General features: G+C 66.1%; 22 protein-coding genes, 1 tRNA gene and 1 pseudogene. 15 read left to right on the top strand and 9 right to left on the bottom strand.

What is annotated here, in order from left to right; genetic code table 11:
• Position 1 precedes the first annotated feature (1 nt).
• The 5 genes from BJ122_RS09020 (at position 2) to epsC (ending at position 7820) form a co-directional block, all read left to right on the top strand.
• Positions 2-2689, top strand: coding sequence for a sensor histidine kinase (locus tag BJ122_RS09020; RefSeq protein ID WP_110780743.1), 2688 nt, complete (start codon positions 2-4; stop codon positions 2687-2689).
• Positions 2686-3387: a winged helix-turn-helix domain-containing protein gene (locus BJ122_RS09015; protein ID WP_110780742.1), complete on the top strand. Its 702-nt coding sequence runs from the start codon at positions 2686-2688 to the stop codon at positions 3385-3387. Before BJ122_RS09020 ends, BJ122_RS09015 begins: the two co-directional genes overlap by 4 nt.
• Before the next feature lie 530 nt (positions 3388-3917).
• Positions 3918-4862: a family 2A encapsulin nanocompartment shell protein gene (locus tag BJ122_RS09010; RefSeq protein ID WP_110780741.1), complete on the top strand. Its 945-nt coding sequence runs from the start codon at positions 3918-3920 to the stop codon at positions 4860-4862.
• Positions 4849-6867 carry a family 2A encapsulin nanocompartment cargo protein cysteine desulfurase gene (locus tag BJ122_RS09005; RefSeq protein WP_110780740.1) on the top strand — a complete coding sequence of 673 codons (2019 nt, stop codon included), beginning with the start codon at positions 4849-4851 and terminating at the stop codon, positions 6865-6867. Before BJ122_RS09010 ends, BJ122_RS09005 begins: the two co-directional genes overlap by 14 nt.
• 2 nt (positions 6868-6869) lie before the next feature.
• A complete protein-coding gene (gene epsC / locus BJ122_RS09000) occupies positions 6870-7820 on the top strand; it encodes a serine O-acetyltransferase EpsC (protein WP_110780739.1) in 951 nt (316 codons plus the stop codon).
• Between the two features lie 136 nt (positions 7821-7956).
• On the opposite strand, the gene BJ122_RS08995 is transcribed toward epsC, so the two are convergent.
• Together BJ122_RS08995 and BJ122_RS18995 are read right to left on the bottom strand one after the other, a co-directional pair.
• A tRNA-Arg gene (locus BJ122_RS08995) sits at positions 7957-8033 on the bottom strand.
• Positions 8034-8369: 336 nt separating this feature from the next.
• The gene (locus BJ122_RS18995; RefSeq protein WP_146227172.1) at positions 8370-8552 is read right to left on the bottom strand and encodes a hypothetical protein; all 183 of its coding nucleotides are present in this window, start codon (positions 8550-8552) and stop codon (positions 8370-8372) included.
• A gap of 252 nt (positions 8553-8804) precedes the next feature.
• Here BJ122_RS18995 and BJ122_RS08990 point away from each other — a divergent pair, with 252 nt between their 5' ends.
• The gene (locus BJ122_RS08990; protein WP_037268455.1) at positions 8805-9050 is read left to right on the top strand and encodes a hypothetical protein; all 246 of its coding nucleotides are present in this window, start codon (positions 8805-8807) and stop codon (positions 9048-9050) included.
• Between the two features lie 34 nt (positions 9051-9084).
• Here BJ122_RS08990 and BJ122_RS08985 read toward each other — a convergent pair whose 3' ends face one another.
• Positions 9085-10434, bottom strand: a complete 1350-nt coding sequence (locus BJ122_RS08985) for a glycoside hydrolase 5 family protein (RefSeq protein ID WP_110780738.1) — start codon at positions 10432-10434, stop codon at positions 9085-9087.
• 239 nt (positions 10435-10673) lie between these two features.
• On the opposite strand from BJ122_RS08985, the gene glk reads away from it, so the two are divergent.
• Positions 10674-11642 (top strand): glucokinase, encoded by a 969-nt coding sequence (gene glk, locus BJ122_RS08980; RefSeq protein WP_110780737.1) that lies wholly within the window; start codon positions 10674-10676, stop codon positions 11640-11642.
• A 39-nt stretch (positions 11643-11681) separates the two neighbouring features.
• On the opposite strand, the gene xseA is transcribed toward glk, so the two are convergent.
• Positions 11682-13304, bottom strand: coding sequence for an exodeoxyribonuclease VII large subunit (gene xseA / locus BJ122_RS08975; RefSeq protein WP_110780736.1), 1623 nt, complete (start codon positions 13302-13304; stop codon positions 11682-11684).
• Positions 13305-13418: 114 nt separating this feature from the next.
• Complete coding sequence (locus tag BJ122_RS08970; protein ID WP_027279404.1) at positions 13419-13889, bottom strand: SRPBCC family protein; 471 nt, start codon at positions 13887-13889, stop codon at positions 13419-13421.
• Between the two features lie 209 nt (positions 13890-14098).
• Between BJ122_RS08970 and purD the strand changes: the two genes are divergently transcribed.
• Entirely contained in the window at positions 14099-15379 is a 1281-nt protein-coding gene (purD, locus tag BJ122_RS08965; RefSeq protein ID WP_110780735.1) for a phosphoribosylamine--glycine ligase, read from the top strand.
• Between the two features lie 571 nt (positions 15380-15950).
• Here the strand turns inward: purD and BJ122_RS08960 are convergent.
• Complete coding sequence (locus BJ122_RS08960; protein ID WP_110780734.1) at positions 15951-17462, bottom strand: AMP-binding protein; 1512 nt, start codon at positions 17460-17462, stop codon at positions 15951-15953.
• Between the two features lie 164 nt (positions 17463-17626).
• Between BJ122_RS08960 and BJ122_RS08955 the strand changes: the two genes are divergently transcribed.
• From BJ122_RS08955 to BJ122_RS08935, 5 genes are all read left to right on the top strand, one after another.
• Positions 17627-18772, top strand: coding sequence for a hypothetical protein (locus tag BJ122_RS08955; RefSeq protein WP_110780733.1), 1146 nt, complete (start codon positions 17627-17629; stop codon positions 18770-18772).
• A gap of 10 nt (positions 18773-18782) precedes the next feature.
• Complete coding sequence (locus BJ122_RS08950; RefSeq protein WP_110780732.1) at positions 18783-19379, top strand: YtxH domain-containing protein; 597 nt, start codon at positions 18783-18785, stop codon at positions 19377-19379.
• Positions 19380-19381: 2 nt separating this feature from the next.
• Entirely contained in the window at positions 19382-19783 is a 402-nt protein-coding gene (locus tag BJ122_RS08945; protein ID WP_027279407.1) for a phage holin family protein, read from the top strand.
• Positions 19780-20478 carry a hypothetical protein gene (locus tag BJ122_RS08940; RefSeq protein WP_110780731.1) on the top strand — a complete coding sequence of 233 codons (699 nt, stop codon included), beginning with the start codon at positions 19780-19782 and terminating at the stop codon, positions 20476-20478. The genes BJ122_RS08945 and BJ122_RS08940 overlap by 4 nt, the downstream gene beginning before the upstream one ends.
• Positions 20479-20578: 100 nt before the next feature.
• Positions 20579-21502 (top strand): YihY/virulence factor BrkB family protein, encoded by a 924-nt coding sequence (locus BJ122_RS08935; protein WP_245407670.1) that lies wholly within the window; start codon positions 20579-20581, stop codon positions 21500-21502.
• Here the strand turns inward: BJ122_RS08935 and BJ122_RS08930 are convergent.
• Both BJ122_RS08930 and pdxH read right to left on the bottom strand, forming a co-directional pair.
• Positions 21480-22259, bottom strand: coding sequence for an SDR family NAD(P)-dependent oxidoreductase (locus tag BJ122_RS08930; RefSeq protein ID WP_110780730.1), 780 nt, complete (start codon positions 22257-22259; stop codon positions 21480-21482). The genes BJ122_RS08935 and BJ122_RS08930 overlap by 23 nt on opposite strands.
• A complete protein-coding gene (gene pdxH, locus BJ122_RS08925; RefSeq protein WP_110780729.1) occupies positions 22256-22897 on the bottom strand; it encodes a pyridoxamine 5'-phosphate oxidase in 642 nt (213 codons plus the stop codon). The genes BJ122_RS08930 and pdxH overlap by 4 nt, the downstream gene beginning before the upstream one ends.
• 15 nt (positions 22898-22912) lie before the next feature.
• Between pdxH and BJ122_RS08920 the strand changes: the two genes are divergently transcribed.
• Entirely contained in the window at positions 22913-23419 is a 507-nt protein-coding gene (locus BJ122_RS08920; RefSeq protein WP_245407669.1) for an RT0821/Lpp0805 family surface protein, read from the top strand.
• Positions 23420-23546: 127 nt separating this feature from the next.
• Positions 23547-24500 (top strand): DnaJ C-terminal domain-containing protein, encoded by a 954-nt coding sequence (locus tag BJ122_RS08915; protein ID WP_110780728.1) that lies wholly within the window; start codon positions 23547-23549, stop codon positions 24498-24500.
• A gap of 331 nt (positions 24501-24831) precedes the next feature.
• On the opposite strand, the pseudogene BJ122_RS19590 reads toward BJ122_RS08915, so the two are convergent.
• Positions 24832-25007 (bottom strand): annotated as a pseudogene (locus tag BJ122_RS19590) (IS481 family transposase); the annotation flags it as partial.

Here is a 25007-nt window from a genome sequence, read left to right as displayed (position 1 = left end):
GATGTCGAACTCCTCGGATACGGTGCGGGCGTCGCCAGATGCGTTGCTGGCGATGGCCCGCAAGGAAGGCCGCGGTCGGCTGAAGATCTTTCTTGGCGCCGCTCCTGGCGTCGGCAAGACCTTTGCGATGCTGAACGCGGCGCATAGCGAAAAGGCCAGCGGCCGCGATGTGGTCGCTGGCCTGATCGAAACGCACGGCCGCAAGGAAACCGAGCAACTGCTCGCCGACCTCGAAGTGCTGCCGCGGCATCGGATCGTGTACCGCAATCAGATGATGCGGGAATTCGATATCGACGCCGCGCTGGCGCGGCGGCCGAGCCTGCTGCTGGTCGATGAATATGCCCACACCAACGTGCCGGGCTCGCGCCATCCCAAGCGCTGGCAGGACATCGACGAACTGCTGGCGGCGGGCATCGATGTCTGGACCACGCTCAACATCCAGCACCTCGAAAGCCTCAACGATGTGGTGCTGCGCATCAGCAAGGTGCGGGTGCGCGAGACCGTGCCCGACAAGGTGTTCGATCTCGCTGACGAAATCGTGCTGGTCGATCTGCCGCCCGATGAGCTGCTGAAGCGGCTCGCCGAAGGCAAGGTCTATGTTCAGGACACCGCGGCGCGCGCGGTCGAGCATTTCTTCAAGCCGCATAATCTGACCGCGCTGCGCGAATTGGCGCTGCGACGCGCCGCCGAGCGCGTCGATGCCGCGCTGGTCGAGCGTATGCAGGCGCAGGCGATCGAAGGGCCCTGGGCGGCCGGCGAGCGCATTCTGGCTTGCATCGGCCCCGATCCGGCCTCGCCCGGCGTGGTGCGCTCCGCCAAGCGGCTCGCCGATCTGATGGATGCGCCGTGGTTTGCCGTGACCGTGGAGCGGCCGGGCTCCAATCATGATCCGCGCCGGCGCAAGTGCACCGATGACGCGATGAAGCTGGCGGAAAGCCTTGGTGCCGAGGTGCATACGCTGACCGGCACCGATTTCCCTGACGAATTGCTGCGCTTCGCACGCTTTGAGAACGTCACCCAGATCGTGATCGGCCGGCCGCATGGTAGCCTGCGGCAGTGGCTGCGGCTGTCGCTGCCACAGGAAATGGCGCGGCGCTCGCGCGATATCGCCGTGCATCTCGTGCCGCGCGGCGGCGATCATGCGCCATCGTTCAAGCTGTCGCTGGCGACGCGGCTCAATGCGTCGCCGCCCGCGCATTTTCTGTATGCCACGGTTGCGGTGGCCGGTGCAGTCCTTGCCGGCAATCTGGTGGCACAGGCGGTGGCGACCCCGAACCTGTCGATTGTGTTTTTGATGGCGGTGCTGTTCAGCGCCATCAAATCCGGTGTCGGCCCGGCGATCTATGCCTCGGTGCTGTCGTTCTTCGCCTACAACTACTTTTTCATTCCGCCGCTGCACACCTTCACGGTCGCCGAGCCCTATGAGCTGCTGGCGCTGCTGATGTATCTGGTGGTGGCGATCGTCAGCGCCACGCTCGCCGGCCGGCTGCGCGGCCAGGTGCGCGTGTCGGCCAATCGGGTGCGCGCGATGCGCCGGCTCTATGAGTTCAGCCGCCGGCTGTCGGGGCTCGCGACGCCGGAGACCATTGCGGAAGGCGCCGCCAGCGAGATCTGCGCCAGCCTGGCGCGGCCAGTGCTGGTGCTGCTGCCCTCGGGCGATGATCTCGCGCTCGCGGCGGCGTGGCCGCCCGATGACGCCCTGGACGAGGCGGCGATGACCGCGGCGCGCTGGGCGTTCAATCACAACGAGCCGGCTGGCACCGACACCGGCACGCTGCCGCTGCTGCCCTGGCTGTTTCTGCCGATCCGCACCGGCAACACCACCTATGGCGTGATCGGCGTCGGCCGCAACGACGAAGCGCCGTCGCTGGATTCCGAAGCGCGCACGCTGCTCGATACGCTGACGGAACAAACCGCGGCGGCGCTGGAGCGCTCCTCGCTGAGCCGCGAAATGATCCGGGCGCGCACCGCGACCGAAGCCGAACGGGTGCGCAACACGCTGCTGGCGTCGATCTCGCACGATTTCCGCACGCCGCTGTCGTCGATCCTGGGCTCAGCGACTAGCCTGCTCAGCTATGGCGACAAGATCGACGAGGCCGGCAAGCGCGATCTGCTCGGCAACATCCGGCAGGAGGCCGAAGGGCTCGATGAGATGGTGCGCAACCTGCTATCGATCACCCGTATCGAAGCCGGTGCCTTGGAGCTGCGCTGCGATTGGCTCGATCTGCGCGAGATCGTCGCGCGGGTGATCGGCGCCGAGCGGCGGCGCGGCGCGCGCCAGACCATGGATATCGCGCTGCCGGCGGAGCTGCCGCTGGTGCGCGCCGACGCTACGCTGGTCGAGCAGGCCATCGGCAATGTGGTCGCCAATGCGGTGATCCACACCGCGCCGAGCAGCCATGTCATCATCGATGCGGAGCTGACCCATGAGCTGGTCGAGCTGCGTATCAATGACGACGGTCCGGGAATCGCTGCCGACGATCTGCCGCGTTTGTTCGAGCGTTTTACCCGCTCGGCGAGCTCCGAAGGCAGCAGTTCCGATCGCGGCCAGGGCACCGGGCTCGGGCTTGCGATCGCCAAGGGCATCATGGAGGCGCATGGCGGCGCGATCCGCGCAGAAAGCCCGATTGCGAATGGCCGCGGCACGCGCTTCATCTTGAGCTTTCCGAGGGAGCATTCCGAATCATGAGCGCGAAACCGTGTGCCTTGGTGGTCGATGACGAGCCGGCAATCTTGCGGTTTCTTAAGCCGGCGCTGGAAGCCAACAACTACGACGTCAGCAGCGCTTCCACCGTGATCGAAGCCGTGAAGCGGATCGCCGCCGATGCGCCCGACATCGTGCTGCTCGATCTTGGCCTTGCCGATGGCGATGGCAAGGAGGTGATCCGTCAGGTGCGCGCCTGGTCGGACGTGCCGATCATCGTGCTGTCGGCACGCGAGCGTGAAATCGAAAAGATCGACTCGCTCGACCTCGGCGCCGATGACTACGTCAACAAGCCGTTCAATGTCGGTGAGTTGATGGCGCGCATGCGCGCGGCGATGCGTCATCGGTTGCAGCGCAAATCCGAGCCGGCGACGCTCGCGGTCGGCGGCATCGAGATCGATGCCGTGCGGCGCCGTGTTAGCCGCGACGGCGTCGAGCTGAAGCTGACGCCGAAGGAATATGAGCTGCTGGCGTTTCTGGTGCGCCATGCCGGCCGGGTGGTGACCCATCGCCAGATTCTGGCCGCGGTATGGGGACCGGCGCATACTTCCGACACCCAATATCTGCGGGTCTATATCGGTCAGCTGCGCCAGAAGATCGAGCCGCGTGCCGATGAGCCGCAGATCATTTTGACCGAGCCGGGGATTGGCTACCGGATCGGCGCGCCCGATGAGCTGAAGTAGCAGATCTTTCTGCTGGTGCCGTCAGCGCCGCGCCGCCACTGCGTCCGGGGTCGCGGAGCGCGGCGCTGGTGCATCCTGTCGCGATAGCCGCGGCGAGGATCGGACGCTGCTGTCTCATACCAACGAAAATTGATACCAACCCATCCGCATGTCATGGCCGGGCTCCGTCCCGGCCATCCACGTCTTTGATTTTGCGCCGCTTTCAAGACGTGGATGCCCGCGACAAGCGCGGGCATGACGAGTCAATGGTAGGAGCCGTTGGTCTCATTCGAAAGAATGAACACCTCCAAATAAGCAATCTCTTCTCCGGACGTCGCCGCGGGCGATATCGAAATTCTGCCGATCGCGCTGATCAGAGTGGCGATCAGTTGGATTTGCATGATGCGAGAAGAACGTACTCCAAAGCGGCGTACTTATAGAATGGAGTGCAGATAGACGCGCACTGCGAATCTTATCTAACCTTGGCCACAAGTTCCTCAGTAACGACGCATCGCTCCGCGCGATGGGCTCGTCGAAGAGAAAGAAACACAATGGCCGATGATACCGAGCTCCGCAGGACACTTGCGGAAGGCGCAGCGCGCCAACTTGCCAACGCGACCAAGACCCGCGCGCAATGGGGTGGCATTACCCCGCGCTGGCTGGTGCCGCTGCTGCAGTGGACGCCGGTGGAAGCTGGTATTTTCCGGCTCAATCGCGTCAAGGAAACCCGCGGCGCCACCGCGTCGTCATCGTTTGACGTCGAATGCAGCCCGCGCCGCGACCGCGATCCGGATTTGCCGGAGACCTTTGTTGATTATGACGAGCAGCCGCGCGAGTACTTCCTCAATGCGGTCACCACCGTGCTCGACGTGCAGACCCGCGTCTCCGACCTGTACAGCCATCCATTCGATCAGATTCAAGAACAGCTGCGGCTGTTGATCGAAAAGGTCAAGGAACGCCAGGAAAGCGAGCTGATCAACAATGCCGAATATGGCCTGCTCGCCAACACCGCGCCCTCGCAGCGTATCGTCACGCGCAAGGGGCCGCCGACCCCGGATGATCTCGACGAGCTGATTGCCAAGGTGTGGAAGGAGCCGGCGTTCTTCCTGGCCCATCCGCGCGCGATCGCCGCGTTCGGCCGCGAATGCACGCGCCGCGGCGTGCCGCCGCCGACCATCAACATGTTCGGCTCGCCGTTCCTCACCTGGCGCGGCCTGCCGCTGGTGCCATCCGACAAGGTGCCGTTCGATGAGCATGGCAAGACCAAGATCTTGCTGCTGCGCACCGGCGAGAAGAAGCAGGGTGTGGTCGGGCTGTTCCAGCCTGGCGTGCCGGGCGAAGTGGCGCCGAGCCTGTCGGTGCGCTTCATGGGCATCAACCGCAAGGCGATCGCTTCCTATCTGATCTCGCTGTACTGCTCGCTGGCGGTGCTGACGGAAGACGCGCTCGGCGTGCTCGAAGGCGTGGAAGTCGACAGGTATCATGAATATGCCTGATCCGACCGTGCCGTCGCCGGGCTCCGTGGCAGCTCCAAGCTCACTCGCGGCCGCGCCCGGCGCCGTCGCGGCGGCTCCAAGCTCGGTTGAGGGGCTGGCAGCGCTGGGCGATGTCGCCACGCTGGAGCAGGCCACGGCGGCCACCGCGGGCGCTCCCGATGTTGCGGCGATCGCGCGGCTCGCGAATGCGCTGTTCACCGCGCTGCCCGGCAGCGCGCCGCTCGAGCCCGGTGCGGCGCTTGGCTCCGCGCCGCTATTTGCAGCAGAGCCGCTGCTCAATGCCGTGCCCGGCACGCCGCCAGTGACGCCGCTGTATCGGCCGAACAACAATCCTGGCGCGTCGTCGCCGATACCGAGCGCCGGTGCCGCGCGGCCATCAGCGCCGATCTTTGCCGCTGATCCGCGCGCAACGCCGGACCCGGCCCTAACGCAGCCGGCGCGGTCGCCGCATGAACTGTCGGTGCCGCTGGTTGCCGTCCCCGCTGTGCCGCCGCCGGCAACCACGCCGGCGCGCATCCCTTCGTTTTTGAATGAGACCGATCTCGCCGCATTGCCCGATCGGTTGCAGGATCGCCGTGCGCTGGTGACGCCGGCCGAGAGCGCGTCAGCAGCGGCGGCTGCGCTCTATCAACCCGGAGCCGCCGGCGCGTTGTACTTCCTCGCCGACAACCCGGCCTTGGCGCGTTCAGCGCCGCGCGTTGAGACGTTCGATCTTGCAGGGCTCGCCAGCCAGCATCAGCCGCAGCTTGTGGCCGGCGATCCATCCGGGCTGCGGCCATTCGATGCCAATGTTTTTCGCCGTGACTTCCCGATTTTGCAGGAGACGGTGCACGGCCGGCCGCTGATCTGGCTTGATAACGGCGCCACCACGCACAAGCCGCAATGCGTGATCGACCGGCTGGTGCATTTTTACAGCCACGAGAATTCCAACATCCACCGCGCCGCGCATACGCTGGCGGCGCGTGCCACCGACGCTTATGAAGCGGCGCGCGACAAGGTGCGCGCCTTCATCAATGCGCCCTCGGTGCGCGACATCGTGTTCGTGCGCGGCGCCACCGAAGCGATCAATTTGGTGGCGCACGCCTGGGGCCGCCGCAATGTCGGCGAGGGCGACGAGATCATCGTCAGCGATCTTGAGCATCACGCCAACATCGTGCCGTGGCAGCAGCTCGCGGCCGATAAGGGCGCGCGGCTGCGCGTCGCGCCGGTCGATGATCACGGCCAGATCATTCTGGAAGACTACGAAAAGCTGCTCGGCCCGCGCACCAGGATCGTTGCGGTCACGCAGGTGTCGAATGCGCTCGGCACGGTGACGCCGATCGCGGATATCACCGCGCTGGCGCATCGCCACGGCGCCAAAGTGCTGGTCGATGGCGCGCAGGGCGTGTGCCATCTGCCGGTCGATGTGCAGGCGCTGGATGTCGATTTCTACGCGTTCTCCGGCCACAAGATGTTCGGCCCGACCGGGATCGGCGTGCTCTATGGCAAGGCCGATGTGCTGGAGGCGATGCCGCCCTGGCAGGGCGGCGGCAACATGATCGCCGACGTCACCTTTGAGCGCACGGTGTTTCAAGGGCCGCCGGAACGGTTCGAGGCTGGCACTGGCAACATTGCCGATGCGGTCGGGCTCGGCGCCGCGATCGATTATCTGAGCCGGATCGGCATGGCCAATATCGCCGCGCATGAGCACGAGCTGCTGGCCTATGGCACACAGGCGCTGCTCACCGTGCCAGGTCTGAAACTGATCGGCACCGCGCGCGACAAGGCCGGCATTCTGTCATTCGTGCTGGAAGGCTGCCGCAGCGAGGACGTCGGCAAGGCGCTCGATCGCGAAGGCATTGCGGTGCGTGCCGGCCATCATTGCGCGCAGCCGATCCTGCGCCGCTTCGGCGTCGAGAGCACGGTGCGGCCGTCGCTGGCGCTCTACAACACCACCAGCGATATCGATGCGCTGGTCGAGGCTTTGCATCGGCTGCGCGGCGGCCGTGCGCTGTACGGAGGCTGAGCATGCCCGTTCCAGCTGAAGCGCGACGGATCGTCCAGCCCGCATGGGATCTCAGCCAGATCGTTGCCGAGCTGGCGGGCTTGCGGGCGCTGTCGCAGCGCCGGCGCTATCGCGGCCGGCCGCTGCCGGAGCTGCCATCGCGCGAGGCGGTGACCGCGATTGTCGAGGCGCTGGTCGCGGTGCTGTATCCGCGCCATTTCGGTCCGGCTGCGCTTAGCGAAGACGCGATCGACCTGTTCATTGCCGATACGCTCGATCATGCGCTGCGGCGGCTGCGCCGCGAGGTGCTGCGCGAGTTGCGCTTTAACAATCTCGATGACGCGGCCAGGCTAAGTGAGCTCGAGCAACAGGCACTGGCGATTGTCGGCGAATTCGCGAGCGATCTGCCGCGGATTCGCGCGTTGCTCGACAGCGATATCCGCGCCGCGTTCGATGGCGATCCGGCGGCCAAGAGTCTCGATGAAGTGGTGTTCTGCTATCCCGGCATCGCCGCGATCATCCGTCATCGCATCGCGCACCGGCTGTATCGGCTCAACGTCACCATGCTGGCGCGGATCGTCGCCGAGCTGGCCCATGCGCACACCGGCATCGACATTCACCCGGGCGCGACCATCGGCGAAAGCTTCTTCATCGATCACGGCACCGGCGTGGTGATCGGCGAGACCGCGCGCATCGGCCGCCGCGTCCGGCTCTATCAGGCGGTGACGCTCGGCGCCAAACGGTTCGAGACCGATGACCAGGGCCGGATCGTGAAGGGCGGCGACCGCCATCCGATCATCGAAGATGATGTGGTGATTTATGCCGGCGCCACCGTGCTCGGCCGGATCACCATCGGCCGCGGCTCATCGATCGGCGGCGGCGTGTGGCTGACCCGCAGTGTGCCCGCCGACAGCATCATCACCCAAGCCAAAGCCAGGACCGGCGATACGTTCGACGATGGCGCGGGGATTTAGTGGCCCGGGAATCTGAACGGGAAACGCCAGGTTCTGAAGAAAGCTGACCGTGGCAACGCCAGGTTCTGATCGTGCGGAGATTTCGGAGAGTGAAACGCTCGCCGCGGCGCCACAGCACTGTCACGCGACAAAGCGCTGGCGCACCCGACACGATTCGAACGTGTGACCTTTGCCTTCGGAGGGCAACGCTCTATCCAGCTGAGCTACGGGTGCATTGCGGCTGATGTAGCCGATTGCGGCGGGTTCGGCAACGGCCATCAAGCGTACGAAGCGCCTTGCTGGGCAGCGTGGTCAGCGGCCTTGAAGCTGGAGCCGGGACAAGCTGGGGCTAGCGGGGCGGGCCAGGGAGGGGTGGGGGCAGAACGGGGCGGCCATTTCGGCCCGTCGCCGATCGAGGTCATCGCAGCTGCGCCACCGATGCCCAGGCTCGCGCCGTCAATGTTGATAGGCACACCCGTTGATAGGTCCCGTTGATAGGCAGACCCGCTGATAGGCAGGCTTGTTGATCGGCAGACTTGTTGGCAGACCCGGCGCCCAAGGCGGCCGCGGTCAGCGCTCCCGGGTCAGGACATGGGTACAGCAGGTGCAGCGGAACACCTCGACCCAAGGGCGGGCGATGATTTTGGGCAGTTCGCCGATGCAGGCCATCGGCGCCGCACAGAGCGGGCATTCCGGTGGCTCGGCGAGCGTATCGGAGGACAAAGTCGACATGGTGGTCTTCGCGGATGCCATCTGATCCGGTCCTGAACCTAACGCAGCAGTGTAAAGCCATTTGCGGCGAACAGAGGACAACTGTGCCGGCGCGATTCGGTTCAAATTCAGATTTGCAGCGCGTGCGGCGGCCGCCTCGCGTCAGCACCAGGCAGTGCGCCGCGTGCGATCTGGTGTAATTGCAACCCAAAGACGTCCCCGAAATTGCCGCGCTGTTGGCGCACTGCCGCCCGCAAGCTTGCGCTACAAGGCGGCGCGACAGGAGCGTGGCCATTGCCCTACAAGATCACTGCAGAACGCGACAACGAGACCATGCATAGCCAGCGATCCAGCGTCTGGATCGCGGTGGCCAAAGGACGGGTGTGGGCGAGCGAAGGCTGGCGCGTGGTCATCACCGACGACCACGGGCGGCCGTTCCGGCCCGAGCAATTTGACGAGCTGGCGGCGTTCCCGCGCACAAGCGAGCAGCCAAGCAATTCCGATCGCGGCAAAAAGGCGGCGCGGAAAGCCGCCGGCTGACGCGCGGCCCGGCGGGCCGCGCTTTCGCTTACGCTTACGCTTGCGCCGCCGAAGCGATCGCCGCGCCCTGGCCGTGCAGCCGCTCGGCGTCGGCGTTGACCTCGGTCATCGCCCCGGTCAATTCGGGATAGACCTCGTCCTCGATGGTCACCGTGCCGTAATTGCAGTCTTCGCCGTCAAAGCGCCCTTCGCGCGGCTGGTCGGCATGTTCGAACCAGTGATAGCCGACCACATTGGGATGCGACACCGCCGCGGTCGCGTAGCTGCGGAAGCAGGCAGCGCGCTCGGTCTGGGTCGGCACGCGCGGCCCGCCGCCCATGCTGTTCGGCAGCCCGACGTCGTCGCCGCGGAACGAAAACTCGGTGATGATGCAAGGTTTGCCGGTGGTGGCATAGGCTTCGATCAGCGGCGTCGGATCGGCGTGGTAACAGTTGAACGAGATCACATCGAGATGGCGCGCCGCGGCCGCCAGCACGCCATCATGCGGCAGCGCGCCGAACCGTGCGCCCAGCACCATGTGGTTGGGGTCAGCAGCCTTGATGGCGCCGACGCATAGCTCGAAATAGCGATCGGCGACCACGGCGGCAAACGCATCGCAATCGGCCGCGAACGCTTCGCGGCGGCGATCGAGCTTGTTGGCCCAGCTTTCCTCGGTGTTGTAGCGCGCGCCGGGCGCCAGCCGCGTGAACGGCGCTTCGATCTGTCCCAGCATATGCAGCGCGTCCCAGGAGCGCGCCGGCGTGCACCACACCGCGTTGAACTGTTCGAAATCGCGATAATGCTGCTGCAGAGCGGTGATCGCGGTCACCCGTCCCGGCCGACGCGGCGGAAAATTCAGGAATGTGGTCAGCAGTTCGTCATTGCCGCGCCAGTCCGGCGACCAATACAGCTCGTTGTCGATGAAGGTGCCGAGCAGCTGCGGCGCATTGCGGCGCGGCGTGCACAGCTCCTTGGCGCGCTGCCGGATGTGGCTTTCGAATTCATCATCGAACACATCGGGGAATCGCTGCCGGCGATGCAGCCAGAACGAGGCACCAAGATCGACAATCGGCGTCATCGCCAGCGGCGTGTCGCCGGCGCCGGCCACCACCTCATCGGACCAGCAGCCGATGGTGTTGAAATTCCAGCTCACCAGCCGATTGGCAGCCGCGGCGCGCCAATTGTTACGGCTGCCATATTTATCGAGGCACGCTTGCGCGTAAGGCACCTTGTCGGTGTTGCGGATGTTGTCGGGATCGAAGCGGACGTTGTTGACGCCTTTCGAGAGGAACAGACCGCCATCGGGATCAACCAGCCAATGGATGCCGTCGCGCTGGTCGACACGGAAGAAGCCGCTCGCTTCAAAACCTCGTTCGGCGAGGCCGCCCCACTTCGTACGTCGCAATTCGCCTTCTCCTTACGCGATGAGATGCATCCTGGGAGGCGTGCGCGTCAAATTCGTTGACATCTCTCAATCGCTTGTTGTGCCGGGCAGGGTATCGTAAAGCGACCGAGTAGGAAACGGACAGGGCCTCATTTGTTAGGTTCGTTCGGTCGTTCAATCGCTTTCTGATGATGGGATGATCTTGACCGCCCCACTAATGCCTTCATCTGTTCCATCCTCCCAGCGCTGTGCGGCGTAGAATGAACAAGCCCGTCGAACAAGCGGTGCTGCTCGCCGATATTGGCGGCACCAATGCGCGGTTTGCGCTGCTCTGTGGCGGCGTCATCACCGGCGTCGCCCGTTTGCGGGTCGCGAACTATCCCACGGTGCAGGCCGCGATCGCGGACTATCTGCGCGACCATAGCGGTGGCGTGTCCCCGCGTGCGGCGCTGCTGGCGGTGGCCGGCAATGTGCAGAACGGCCGCTGCGTCATGACCAATTCGCCATGGGTGATCGACGCCGCAGAGCTGCGCGCCGCCTTCGCGATTCCCCACATCGACGTCATCAATGATTTCGAGGCGGTGGCGTGGTCGCTGACGCGGATTCCCGACGCCAGCCTGCGCAAGGTCGGCGGCGGCGAGCCGATCGCCACCGCGCCGAAATTTGCGCTCGGCCCCGGCACCGGGCTCGGCATGGCCGGCAATGTGCCGACCAGCCATGGCCGCAGCATTCTCGATAGCGAAGGCGGCCATGCCACGCTCGCGGGCATCAATGCGCGTGAGGATGCGGTGATCGGCCTGCTGCGCGACAAGTATGGCCATGTCTCGGCGGAGCGGGCGCTGTCCGGCGGCGGGCTGGAGAATCTGTATGCTGCGCTGGCGACGCTCGACGGCAAGAAATTGCCGGCGCGCACGGCGTCGGAAATCACCAGCGCGGGCGTCGCCGGCCATTGTCCGACCTGCCGCGAGGCGCTCGATCTGTTCTGCGCGCTGCTCGGCAGCGTTGCCGGCAATCTCGCGCTGATCCTCGGCGCCAAGGGCGGCATCTATATCGCCGGCGGCATCGTGCATCACATCGCCGATCATCTGGCGCAGTCGCAGTTCCGGGAGCGGTTCGAGGACAAGGGCCGGTTTCGCGGCTATCTGCAGGCGATCCCGACCTGGCTGGTGCTGGCCAAGGACGTGGCGTTCATCGGTCTGCAGGAACTGGCAGAGCAGCGGCGTCTCTGAGGCTGGCGCGCGTAAGCGCCGGCCGCCGCTGATATCCCATCAAAACAGGCTGCCCTGATCGCTGGATTTCGCCGCGCGCTTGGCAGGGGCCGAGCGCACCGGCTTGGCCTGCGGCTCAGCCGTGGTCTGCGGCTGCACACCGCGCGCCGAAGGCTCGCCCTCGGCGATCGCGCCAATACGGCCATCGGCAAATTCCAGCATCAGCCGCGCGCCGGGCGCGATGCTGGCGGCGGTCGGCAGCGCCGCGCCGTTTTCATCGCGCACCAGCGCAAAGCCGCGCGCCAGCACGCCGCGATAGGACAGCGCGCCGAGCAATTGCCCGGCATGATGGATGCGGGCGCGCTGCTGCTGGATCGCGACCGTGAGCGCGCGGCGGCTGCGTTCCGACAGCCGCTGCAGCCGTTCCTGCTCGCGCGCCAGATGGTGGCGCCGCGCCTGCAGATTGGCGAGCGTTGCGGTTTGCAGCCGCGCCGCCAGCGCGTCAAAACGCTCGCGCCGTTGCCGCAGCGCCGTGCGGCCGCAGCGCGACAGCCGCTCGCCAGCGGCGTCGAGCCGATGGCCGGCCAGCGCCAGTTGGGCGCGCAGCACGTTCAAGGTCAGCCCGGCGCTCGCTTGCGCAAAGCGGCGCTGATGGGCGTGGCTGCTGGCGCGCAGCGCCCGCGGCAAGGCCGTGCTGGCATTGTCGAGCCGTTGCCGCGGCAGCGCCAGCAGATCGGCGGCGGCGGGCAGGGCACGCGCCGCGGCGCGCAGCTCGGTGCGGCGCCGTTCCTGGCCGCGCTGCCAGCACAGCATCATGCGGCGCGACAGCCCGGTGACCTCGACAAACAGCTCGGCGCGCACCGGCACTGCCATTTCAGCGGCGGCGGTTGGGGTCGGCGCGCGCTTGTCGGCGGCAAAATCGATCAGAGTGACGTCGGTCTCGTGGCCAACCGCCGCAATCAGCGGGATCATGCTCGCCGCCGCGGCGCGCACCACGATTTCCTCGTTGAACGACCACAGATCTTCCAGCGATCCGCCGCCGCGCGCCACGATCAACAGATCGGGGCGGGGAATCGCGCCATCCGGCGGCAGCGCGTTAAAACCGTCAATCGCGGCCGCCACCTGCTCGGCCGAGCCTTCGCCCTGCACCCGCACCGGCCACACCAGCACCCGGCGCGGAAAACGGTCGGCCAGCCGATGCAAAATGTCGCGGATCACCGCGCCCGTCGGCGAGGTCACCACGCCGATCACCTCGGGCAGATAGGGTAATAGCTGCTTGCGCGCGGCGTCGAACAGCCCTTCGGCGGCAAGCTTGGCCTTGCGCTCCTCCATCAGCGCCATCAGCGCGCCGACCCCGGCCGGCTCGAGCGCCTCGATCACGATCTGATATTTCGAGGAGCCGGGATAGGTGGTGAGCTTGCCGGTGGCGATCACCTCCAGCCCCTCCTGGGGCTTGAAGCGCATCCGGCCATGGACGCCCTTCCAGATCACCGCTTCGATCTTGGCGCCTTCGTCCTTGAGCGAAAAATAGCAGTGCCCGGAGGCATGCGGGCCGCGAAACCCGGTGATCTCGCCGCGCACCCGGACATGGCCATAGGCATCCTCGACCGTCCGCTTCAGGGCTGCGGACAGTTCGGTGACGGAGAATTCAGCGGTGTTGGTCAGGGCAGCGATTTTCGCCATCGATTCTCGATTCCGGCGTTCCGCCCCAAGGTAAAGCGCGCGGCCATGCTCGCCAATGGCTGCGATCGCCCCTCGCGGCGGAGGCGCGATCGCGGCGAGGCGGCAATTGGCCGATCAGGCCGGCTGAGACGAGGCTTCGGCGGCGTACAGATCGAGGAAGCTGCTCCAGCCGCCATCCATCGGCGCGCGCATGAAATGCGCGTTTTCACCGTAATTCTCCAGCAGCCGGTGCTCGAAATCGATCTGGGTGCGGTTCGGGCCGAGTTCCACAAAGCGCAGCTCGACCTCGGTGACGAGCTTGTCGTCATGCTTCCAGTTGCCGTCGATTTCCCAGGTCAGCACCAGCCGGTGCGGCGGCTCCCAGACCAGCACCCGGCCCCACACGCCCTCGGTGCCGTCGGCAGCGCGTTCAAACCAGCGGCCCCCGACTTTCGGCTCGATAATGGCGGTTTCGGCTGGCTTTTCGCCGATATGATGGGTGTCCAGCGGCCACCAAGTGCTGTGCTGCTCGGTGAAAACCCGGAACGCGCGCTCCGCAGTGGCATCCACCACGATCTGTTTGCGGATCGGCTCAATGCTGGTCATGGTGTCCTCTCAGTCGCCTGGCCCCTGCGGCGCCATCCTCAAGGCTGCCGGCCGGCAGGGGTACTGCTCTTGCACGTGCTTAAGTGCTTGCGCGTGGTTAAGTGAAGGTGTTGCCCGAGTCAAAACCTACGGATGGAGGGGTTCCGCAGGCTTGAGTGGGCCTGCCCGGGGCCCTAAACAGGCTGTCTTTTCATCACGGGGTATCTGCTGTGAAGGTTCTTCTGCTGGGTTCGGGTGGGCGTGAACACGCTTTGGCCTGGAAGATCGCGGCGTCGCCGCTGGTGACCAAGCTGTGGTGTGCTCCCGGCAATGCCGGCATCGCGGCCACCGCGGAATGCGTGGCGCTCGATCCCTGCGACATCGCGGCGGTGATCGCGTTCTGCCAGGCGAACGCCGTCGCGCTGGTGGTGGTCGGGCCGGAAGCGCCCTTGGTGATCGGCATCGTCGATGCGCTGAACGCGGCCGGCATCAAGGCATTCGGCCCGAGCCGGGAAGCGGCGCAGCTCGAAGGCTCCAAGAGTTTTACCAAGGCGATCTGCCGCGACCACAACATCCCGACCGCCGCCTACGGCCATTTCCGCGACCTTGCCGCCGCGAAAACCTATCTGCAGCAGCACGGCGCGCCGATCGTGATCAAGGCCGATGGCCTTGCGGCCGGCAAGGGTGTGGTGGTGGCGATGACCATGGCGGAAGCCGAGGCCGCGCTCGACATGATGTTCGAGGGCGGGTTCGGCGCTGCCGGCGCCGAAGTGGTGATCGAAGAATTTTTGAGCGGCGAGGAAGCCTCGTTCTTCGTGCTGTGCGACGGCGAGCACGCGCTGCCGCTGGCCGCGGCGCAGGACCATAAGCGGGTGTTCGACGGCGACCAGGGCCCGAACACCGGCGGCATGGGCGCTTATTCGCCGGCGCCGGTGATGAGTGATGCGGTCTGCGCGCAGGCGATGGACGAGATCATCAAGCCGACGCTGCGGGCGATGGCCGCGCGCGGCACGCCCTACAAAGGCGTGCTGTTCGCCGGGCTGATGATCACCGACAACGGCCCCAAGCTGATCGAATATAACTGCCGGTTCGGCGATCCGGAATGTCAGGTGCTGATGCGGCGACTGCAATCCGATCTGGTGCCGGCGCTGCTGGCGGCCTGCGACGGCCGGCTCGACCAGATTGCGCTGTCATGGGACCCGCAGCCGGCGCTGACCGTGGTGATGGCCGCCAAGGGCTATCCCGGCGACTATGCCAAGGGCACGCGGATCGAGGGCCTGGCGGACGCTGCTGCTACTCCCGGCGTCGAGATCTTCCACGCCGGCACCAAGGCCGATGGCGAGGCGATCCTCGCCAATGGCGGCCGGGTGCTCAACGTCACCGCCTCGGGCGCGACGGTGGCGGAAGCGCAGCGCCGCGCCTATCAGGCGGTCGATCGCCTGCGTTGGCCGGATGGTTTCTGCCGCCGCGATATCGGCTGGCGCGCCATCGAGCGCGAAAAGCAGGCGTAGTCGAAACTGGGCCTACAGCAGCCTTGAACTCGTAATGCCCGCGCTTGTCGCGGGCATTTTCTTGAAGGTGATGCAGCAAAAACGTGGATGGCCGGGACGAGTGTTCAGCCCGGCCATGACGGGTTGTTGGTCAATGCAAGTCGTCGCCGCGCATTTTCCCTCCCCCCGCGCAGCGGTGGGGAGGGTCGGCGCGTAGCGCCGGGGTGGGGGCTTTGCACCCACCCCACTGTGCAAGTTTCAATGATCGGCTACTCGCCGTCGTGGCCCCCCCACCCGACCGGCCTACGGCCGGCCACCCTCCCCGCAAGGGGGGAGGGATGGCGTGCGTTGCACCGCAAGTAACAGCATCGGCGATTGATACCAACCACTCCGCACGTCATGGCCGGGCTCGTTCCGGCCATCCACGTCTTTGAACTTACTCTGCTTTTAAGACGTGGATACCCGCGACAAGCGCGGGTATGACGCATCATTTGATGCGGATGCGGGGCGCCGCCGCCGCTGATGGCGGCCCGTTTTCATCAGACCCTCAAGCCAGCCATCAAACGCTAGCTAGCAAGCTAACTATCGAGTGCTAGCCCTGGCCGTGCGCGGCCTTGACCGCGGCGCGGTCGATCTCGCCCTTGGCGTTCTTGGGCAGCTCATCCACGAACACCACATGCTTCGGCTTCTTGTAGCGGGCGATCTGCGCGCCGACGAATTCCGCGATCTCGGCGCCGGTCACGCTGCCGCCATCGCGGCGCACGCACACCGCCTTGATCGCCTCGCTCCATTGCGGATCGGGCACGCCGATCACCACCACCGCGACAATGTCGGGATGCTGGCGGATCGCGTTCTCGACCTCGGCCGGATAGACGTTCTCGCCGCCGGTCTTGATCAGTTCCTTTTCCGGCGCGCGGCCCGCGTACCACAGAAAACCGTCGTCATCGAAGAAGCCCATGTCGCCAGTGTGGTGCCAACCGTTGCGGAAAGTATGCGCGGTGGCGGCGGCGTTGTTCCAATAGCCTTTGAACACGGTCGGCCCCCGCAGCACGATCTCGCCGGTCTGCTGCGCCGGCAGCGGCCGGTCGTCGCCATCGACCACGGCGAGCGTGCGCCAGAACAGCGGCCGGCCCGCTGATTTCGGCCGCTCGCGATAGGGTGAGAAGGTCGCGATCCCAGAAGTTTCCGACTGGCCATACAGCGCCCAGAACCGCGCCTGCGGATAGGCCGCTTCAAAGCGCTCGATGGTGTCTGGCGTATCAAGCCCGGTGACGGCGCGCAGGCTGGCGAGTTCGCCGCTTTGCGCCTGATCGAGCAGATTGCCGAGCATCGGCGCGAACTCCGCCAACAGCGTCGCTTTTTCGGCAGCGATATCGCGCGCGGCTTGCGCGGCGTCGAATTTGGCGGCGATCACGCTGGCGCCGCCGACCTGTTGCAGCGTCAGCATCAGGCCAAGTCCGGTGACATGAAACAGCGGCAGCGCGCCGTAATTGACGTCCTGTTCGCTCAGCGCCAGCGCCTGGATCAGCGGGCTTTGTCCGATCAGCAGATTGGCCTGCGACAGCAGCGCGCCGCGCGGTTTGCCGCCAACCGCGGCGGTGTGGATGATGACAAAGCCATCATCGGCCCGCACTGCAAGTTCGGATGGCAGCGCGTCAGCGCTATCAAGTTCGCTGAACGGCACGAACGGCGCGCCATGGCCGCCGATGCCGAAATAACGCCGCACTGACGACAGCGACGGCGCGATGCCCGCGATCAGTTGCTGATACTCGGCGCCGGCCACCACCAGCGACGGCGCGCCGTCGGCCAGTACGTAGCCGATCTCCTCGGCATTGAGACGGAAGTTGACGGGCAGCAGGATCGCGCCGGTGATCGCCACCGCGCCGATCAGTTCGACCATTTCCGGACAATTCTGCGCCAGGATGGCGACACGGTCGCCCGGCTTGATGCCCTCGCGCAACAGGCCGGCGGCGATCCGCTCGGCCCGGTTCAGATAGTCTTGATGCGTCAAGCGGCGGTCCTGGAACACGAAAGCGGTCCGCTCCGGATAGAGCGCGGCGTTACGGCGATACACATCGGCGAAGGTAAATTCGTTCAGGGCCATGAGCGATCCGTTCCACTTTAGGGAACGCCACTATCCGAAGCGAAACCGCTTTGGTCCAGAGGCTTTTTTGATCGCGCGCGCGGCCGATAAGCCCGATCGCGCCCGGAACATCGGCGGTGCTGCTGAGTTCATTGCTCGCATTTTCACCGCATGGAGAGCCCGTCATGGCCCAGGCCGAGCTGCGATCGTTGGAAGAGATACGGCGTGACGCCGAGCGTGCCCGGGCTGGTCTTACCGAAACGGTCCAGCAATTGCGGACCTCGGTCGATAAGACCGCCGGTGATATCCGCGAGCGGATCGCGCCCGAGGCGATCAAGTCCGAAGTCTCCGGCTATCTGAAAAGCCGCGGCGAGGCGATGCTTGATAGCATCACCGAAGCGGTGCGCGCCAATCCGCTGCAGGCGGTGGCGATCGGCGCCAGCGTGGCGGTGCCGGCGCTGCGGGTGATCCGCGCCATTCCGGTGCCGATCCTGCTGGTTGGCGCCGGGCTGTATCTGGCTGGCACCAAGAAGGGCCAGGCGGTTGCGCGCCAGGCCAATGACATCACCCGGGACCTCGCCAGCGAGGCGGGTCGGCGCGCGCGCGAACTCGGCAGCGAGCTTTCGGAGGCCGCATCGGCAACGCGCGACTACGCGGCCGATCGCCTCGATGCGGTGAGCGGCGCGGTCGCCTCCGGCGCTTCGCAGCTACGCGATACGGCCGATGATTTGCAGCACCGCGCGGCGGGTGTTGGCGCCTCGATCTCCGCGAGCGTCCATGATTTACGCCAGCAGGCCGGCGATGCCGCCGAGCGGCTGTCCGCGCAGGGCGCTGCGGTTTCGGCGGAGGCGCGGCGCACGGCGCAGCAGACGGCAGCCACTATCGGCGATGGCGTCGCGGCCACCGCGTCGCGCGTTCGCGAAACGGCTGAACAGGTTGCAGAGGCGGGCCTCGCCTCGGCTGGGCGTGCCCGCGAGCGCACCGTTGAGTTCGGGCACCGTGCGTCGGAGTCGATCGAGCAGGCCGGCCGCAACCTGGCGCAAACGGCGGCGCGCAATCCGCTGCTGGTCGCTGGGCTCGGCGTCGTGATCGGCGGGCTGATCGCAAGTTCGCTGCCGCGCAGCCGGATCGAACAGCAATGGGTCGGGCCCGCGGCCCGCGATGTCGCCGAAGGGGCACGCGATCTCTTTGAACGAACCAAGGACGCCGGCGTTCAAGCTTTCGAGCAAGCGACCGAGCCGCAGCGGTCGCAGCCGCATGATCAGCACGGCAGGGCGGATCAGCAGCGCGCCGCGACGACCGAGACGCCGCCGTTCAACAAACAAGGATGAGGAGACGACCATGGCAGAGATCAACAAGGGCAGCGTGTCCGGAACCAGCGCCGGTGGCACGCGCGGCACCAAGACCCTGCGCGGCGCGTCCGAAGAAGTGGTCGGTGAGGCGCGCGAGTTCCGCGACAAGATCAGCGACACCGTCGCCGGTGCCAGCTCGGGGATGCGGCAGCAGGCCGCCGAGTTCACCGATGCCGCCAAGGATGTCGCCTCCCAGGCTGGCGAGCGCGTCAAGGAGCAATTGTCGGATCAGGCCGGCGCCGGCGCGGACTATGTCGATAATATCGCCGATACCATGCGCCGTGCCGCGCGCGAATTCGATGCCGAGCTGCCGATCGCGGCGACCATGATCCGCCGCGCCGCCTCGAAGGTGGAAAGCCTGTCCGACACCGTGCGCGGCGGCGATCTGCAAGACCTGATCTCCGGCGCGCAACGCTTCGCGCGGGCGCAGCCAGCGGCGTTTTTCGGCATCGCGGTGCTGGCGGGATTTGGTGCGGTGCGTTTCCTGAAGAGTACCGCGGCCAATGACGGTCATCATGTCGGGTCGACGCAAAGCGAGGGCGGCAGCCACGCTCAATATCGGGCCGGCGAAATGCGAGGCGCATGACCATGACCACGATCCATGATCGCAATGATCGCTCGATCCCGGAGCTGGTCAGCGAGGCCTTCAATCAGCTCAGCAAGCTGGTCAGCAACGAGATCGCGCTGGCGAAGGCCGAGACCACCGAGAAGGTGGCGCAGGCCGGCCGCTCGGTGATGCTGATCGGGGTCGGCGTCGCCATCCTGATGCCGGCGCTGGTGGTGCTGCTGCTATCGGCGGCCGCCCGGCTTTCGGAAATCGGCTTCCTGCCGTCGGTCGCTTATTTGATGACTGGCGGCGGCGCCGGGCTGATTGCGCTGGCGCTGATCGGCTTTGGCGTCAGCCGCTTGTCGGGCAATGCGCTCAAGCCGGCGCAAACCATCGAGCAATTGCAGCGCGACAGGATCGCGACCAAGGAGATGATGCGATGATGAAGTCCAGCAATGGCCATAGCAGCGCCGATTTTCTCCGCGATCTCGGCGATGCGGCGCGGCGTAACCCGGTGTCGACCGCGCTGATCGGCATAGGCGTGCTGTGGCTGATCACCGGCGGCAAGCCGGTCAGCACCGCGTCGCATCTTGCCAAGCGCGGCTACGATCACTTGCCGGACGCGGCGCGCGACACCATGCAGCAGGGCGCTTCTGCGGCTCAGCAGGGCGCGGCGGCGCTTGGCCAGCGCGTGGTCGAGGCGGCGAAAAGCACCGAAGACATGATGATGCAGGCCTCCACCTCGCTGCGCGACACCTCATCCTCGGCACGCGATCGGCTGTCGCGGGTCAGCGGCGAAGTGTCCGGCGCGGTCACCGACATGTCGGCGCGCAGCTCGGAGCTGTTCGGCGTGGCGCGTGAGCGTCTGACCCACATGATGGACGAACAGCCGCTGCTGCTCGGCGCAATCGGCGCTGCGATCGGGGCCGGTATCGCGGCGTCCTTGCCGGCGACCCGGCTTGAAGGCGCGTATTTCGGCGAAGCGGCTGACGATTTCAAAGCCAAGGCGGCGTCTTTTGCCGGACAGCAGGTCGACCGGGTGCAGAGCGCGGCCGAACAGGCGGTGGCAGCGGCGAGCGAAGCGGTGCGCGAGGGCCGTGGTCCGGCCGACGAAGCGCGTCCGCGCGCCCGGTCGTAATCAGAAACGCGCGTTATCAAACGCGTAAACGGAGCTCGCATGGCCGATCAGCCCGACGCGGCCGAGCAGATCATGATCACTCCAACAAGGGCGCGTGCTGGTGCCGAGCGGGCCGAGTGAACGGTGGCTGACGATCGGCCGGGATGTCGTGCGCGGCGCCGGCCAGCATCGTCTGTTGGCGATCGCGGCCGGCATCGTGTTCTACGCCATGCTGGCGCTGTTTCCGGCCATCACCGCGCTGGTGTCGAGCTACGCGCTGCTGGCGCAAGGCGACACCATCAATGACCATCTCGCTGCGCTCGCCGGCCTGTTACCCTCGGATGTGTTGTCGCTGATCCAGCGCCAGGTCGCGGCGGTGCTCGCCAATGGCGAGGCGCGGCTGAGCGTGGCGTTTCTATTCGGCCTGGGTCTGGCGCTGTGGAGCGCGGCCGGTGGCATGAAAGCCGTCATCGACTCGCTCAACGTGGTCTATGGCGAGGATGAACGGCGCGGCTTCATCAAGCTGAACGCGGTGGCGCTCGGGTTGACGCTCGCGGTGATCGCGCTGCTGCTGGCGGCGATCGGCCTGGTGGTGGCGGTGCCGGTGATCTTGAATCTGGTTGGGCTCGGTCAGTTCGCCGACCTGTTGCTGCGCTATGGCCGCTGGCCGCTGCTCGCGGCGCTGGTGGTGCTCGGGCTGGCGGTGCTGTACCGGTTCGCGCCCGATCATCGCGCGCCGCAATGGCGATGGATTTCCCCGGGCAGCGTGGCGGCCACGCTGGCCTGGATCGCAGGCTCGGTGCTGCTGTCCTATTACTTCGCCAATTTTGCCAATTACGATGCCACTTATGGCTCGCTCGGCGCCGCGATCGCGCTGATGATGTGGCTATGGATGAGCGCGATCGTGACGCTGCTCGGCGCCGAACTGAACGCGGCGATCGATAAACAGAGCGGCGCGGTGGCACCGCAGGCCGGCGGTGCGGCAGAGGCGACCGTCCCTCCGCGGAGGGACGGTGCTGTGATCAGACGTGCTGACCGCCGTTGATATGGATTTCGGCGCCGTTCACATAGGACGACGTTTCGGTGCACAGCACATAGATGATCTTGGCGACTTCATCCGGCGTGCCGAGCCGGCGCAGCGGGATTTGCTCCTCGACGATTTTCTCGGTGCCGGGCGACAGGATCGAGGTGTCGATCTCGCCGGGCGCGATCGAATTGACCCGCACCCCGACATGACCGAAATCGGCGGCCATTTCTCGGGTCAGCGCCGCAAGCGCCGCCTTCGAGGTGGCATAGGCCGCGCCCGCGAACGGATGGACGCGCGATCCGGCGATCGAGGTGACGTTGACCACCGAGCCCTTCGCGGCCTTCAGCTCTTCGATCAGGCCGCGCGCCATCAGGATCGGCGCGAAAAAGTTGACGCGAAACACCTGCTCCCAAGTGTCGAGCTCGGTGTCGATCGAGCCGAGCCGGGCGCCGCCGGCCGCCTTTGGCGAGATCGCGGCATTGTTGACCAGCGCATGTAGCGGGCCGCCCTGCAGCCTCTCGCGGATCTCGTCGATGCCGCGCAGCGTATCCTCGCGGTCGGCGAGGTCGATCTGGATGTGATCTTCCGGGCCGGCGCCCCACGGGCACTGCTCGGGGAACGGGTGACGCGAACAGGTGATCACCCGCCAGCCGGCGCTGGAGAACCGGATCACGGTGGCATGGCCGATGCCGCGGCTGGCGCCGGTCAAGATCATGGTCCGTCGCGGCTGGTTGCTGTCGAGTTGGGGGGGCCTCGGTCGTGCTTCGGGGCTCATGGATACAACCTTGTCTTGGTCCAGGGGGAGGCCGGGTCGGCCCGACGGAATTCGATGCGATCATGCAACCGGAACGGGCGGTCATGCCAGAACTCGATGCGCAGCGGTGTCACGCGCCAGCCGCTCCAGCCCGGCGGGCGCGGCACATTGCCGACCACATATTTGGCGGCGACCACCGCAATCGCCTGTTCGAAGGCAAAACGGCTTTCCAGCGGCTCGGATTGTTTGCTGGCCCAGGCGCCGATCTGCGCCTGCTTCGGCCGGGTGGCGAAATAGGCATCCGCTTCGGCTGCGGTCACCGGGCTCACCAGGCCGCGCACCCGAATCTGGCGGCGCAGCGATTTCCAATGAAACAGCAGCGCGGCTTTCGGGTTGGCGGCGAGTTCGCGGCCCTTCTGGCTGGCGAGGTGGCTGAAGAACACGAAGCCGTCGGCATCAAAGCCCTTCATCAGCACCATGCGGACGTCGGGCAGCCCGTCCTCGCCGACGGTCGCCAGCGCCATGCCGTTCGGATCGTTCGGTTCGCTTTTGGTCGCTTCCGCAAACCATTCTGCGAACAACGCAAACGGCTCCTCAGCGGCTGTGAAATCACCAGACGTTAACCCAATTGGGTGTTTCATTGAAGGCGCGTCGCTCATGCGAGGAGTTCCAGTTTGCTCGTCACCACGGTCAGGAGTGCGTTTAGGCCCGTTCTATATAGGGCACGGCAACGCATTGGCCTATCGGCGATCACGCCAAAGCTGGCGCTGATAACAGGCATTGTGGCGAGCCTGGGGGCGGGCGGTTGCAGCCTGTCGCGCACCGAGGACGCCTACGCCAAGCTGGATGCGCCCGATGTGACCAGCTCGATTGCGTCCGTCGCCCAGAGCTCCAATGGCGAGCCGACCGAGGCCGATCTGGCCTTTGCCCGCAACGCCGCCTCCGATGTGCTGACCAAAGGCAATGCCGATTCCAGCCAGCCTTGGGAGAATCCCAACACCGGCGCGCGTGGCTCGGTGACGCCGCTGGCCTCAACCTTCACCCAGGATGGCCGCCGCTGCCGTAATTTCCTGGCGAGCTATGTCCGCGAGCGCTCGGAGCGCTGGTTGCAGGGCGCGGCCTGCCGCACCGCGCAGGGCCGCTGGGAGATTCAGAGCCTGTCCACTTGGCGTAAGAGCTGAGGACAGCGCCCGAAGGCGGCGAATCCAGTTGCAAAAATGCCACGAAGCCCCCAGATGAAAGCCGCACAGGGGCGATCGCCCCTGCCCAACTTCCTCGACTCTGAATTCCTTGAAGGAGACGTGACGGATGCGCGACCCCTATGAGGTCCTGGGGGTGCCGCGGGATGCCAGCGCTGCCGCCATCAAGAGCGCCTATCGCAAGCTCGCCAAGAAGCACCACCCGGACGCCAACAAGAACGATCCGAAAGCTGCTGCGCGCTTTGCCGAGGTCAATTCAGCCAATGAGATCCTCGGCGACGAGGCCAAGCGTAAGCAATTTGATCGCGGCGAAATCGACGCCGAGGGCAAGCCACGCTTCCAGGGCTTCCCAGGGGGTGGCCGCGCGCGCGGCGGTGCTGGTGGCTTTGAGAATTTCAGCTTCCGCACCGGGCCGGGCGGCCCGGGCGCGGGCGGCTTTGGCGGCGGCGGCTTTGAAGACATTCTGAGCAGCATGTTCGGTGGCGCGGGCCGCGGTCCGCGCGGCGGCTTCGATTTCGAGACCGGCGGCATGGCGCCTGACCTCGATCTCAGCGTCTCGATGACGGTGTCGCTGGAGGAATCGGTCAAGGGCGTCGAGAAGCGCGTGCGGCTGCCATCCGGCAAGGAACTGAACGTCAAGATTCCGGCCGGCGTCAGCAGCGGCCAGCAGATCCGGCTGCGCGGCCAGGGCGAAAGCCCGCCCGGCCATCGGCCCGGCGACGTGCTGATCACCATCACGGTGGCGGCCCATCCGTTCTTCAAGGTCGACGGTGTCGATCTGCGGGTCGATTTGCCGCTGACGCTCTATGAAGCGGTGCTGGGCGCCAAGGTGCGGGTGCCGACGTTGACCGGCGCGATCGAATTGTCGATCCCGAAAAACACCTCGAGCGGCCGCATCTTCCGGCTGAAGGGCAAGGGCATTCCCAAGCCGGCCGGGGCGGCGGGCGATCTGTTCGTCACCACCCGGATCGTGCTGCCCGATGGTCACGACGCCGAACTGGAAGCGCTGATGCAGAAGTGGCGCGACCACCGGCCCTATCATCCGCGCAGCGATCTCGGCTGAGCCGCGAGCCTGCTTGAGACCAAGTGCGGCCTCGGCCGGGGGATCAGCGCGTCAACCCCGGCCAAGGCCGCTTGCGTCGACCGGCGGATCGAACGCAGCGCCATAAGGAGCCAGCACCTTTGCGCTTTTGCGGCGTGGCGGTGGTGCGCTCGGTGAAAATCGATGGCCGAATTTTGACTCGCGGCCGCTTGTGCGCCGCAGCTGACCGCTGCCTTTCATACCAACGGAAATTGATACCAACCCATCCGCACGTCATGGCCGGGCTTCGTCCCGGCCATCCACGTCTTTGATCTTGCAGCGCTTTCAAGACGTGGATGCCCGCGACAAGTGTTTAGCCCGGGGACATGTCGGACACCTGTTCGGGGACATCACTGACACTTTTGGGCGTGGTCAAGTCGATCGTTGCGACTGACCACGATCCGAAGAAGATTCCATAGCGACCGTCCTGGTCGAGCGGCCGCACGGCGAGGCGTTCACCGCGCAAGGCGCGTGGCACCTGCCAGAGGC

Source organism: Rhodopseudomonas faecalis, assembly GCF_003217325.1.
Classification (GTDB): domain Bacteria; phylum Pseudomonadota; class Alphaproteobacteria; order Rhizobiales; family Xanthobacteraceae; genus Rhodopseudomonas; species Rhodopseudomonas faecalis.
The sequence above is the reverse complement of the archived record's forward strand: the minus strand, read 5'-3'. Positions and strand labels throughout refer to the sequence as shown.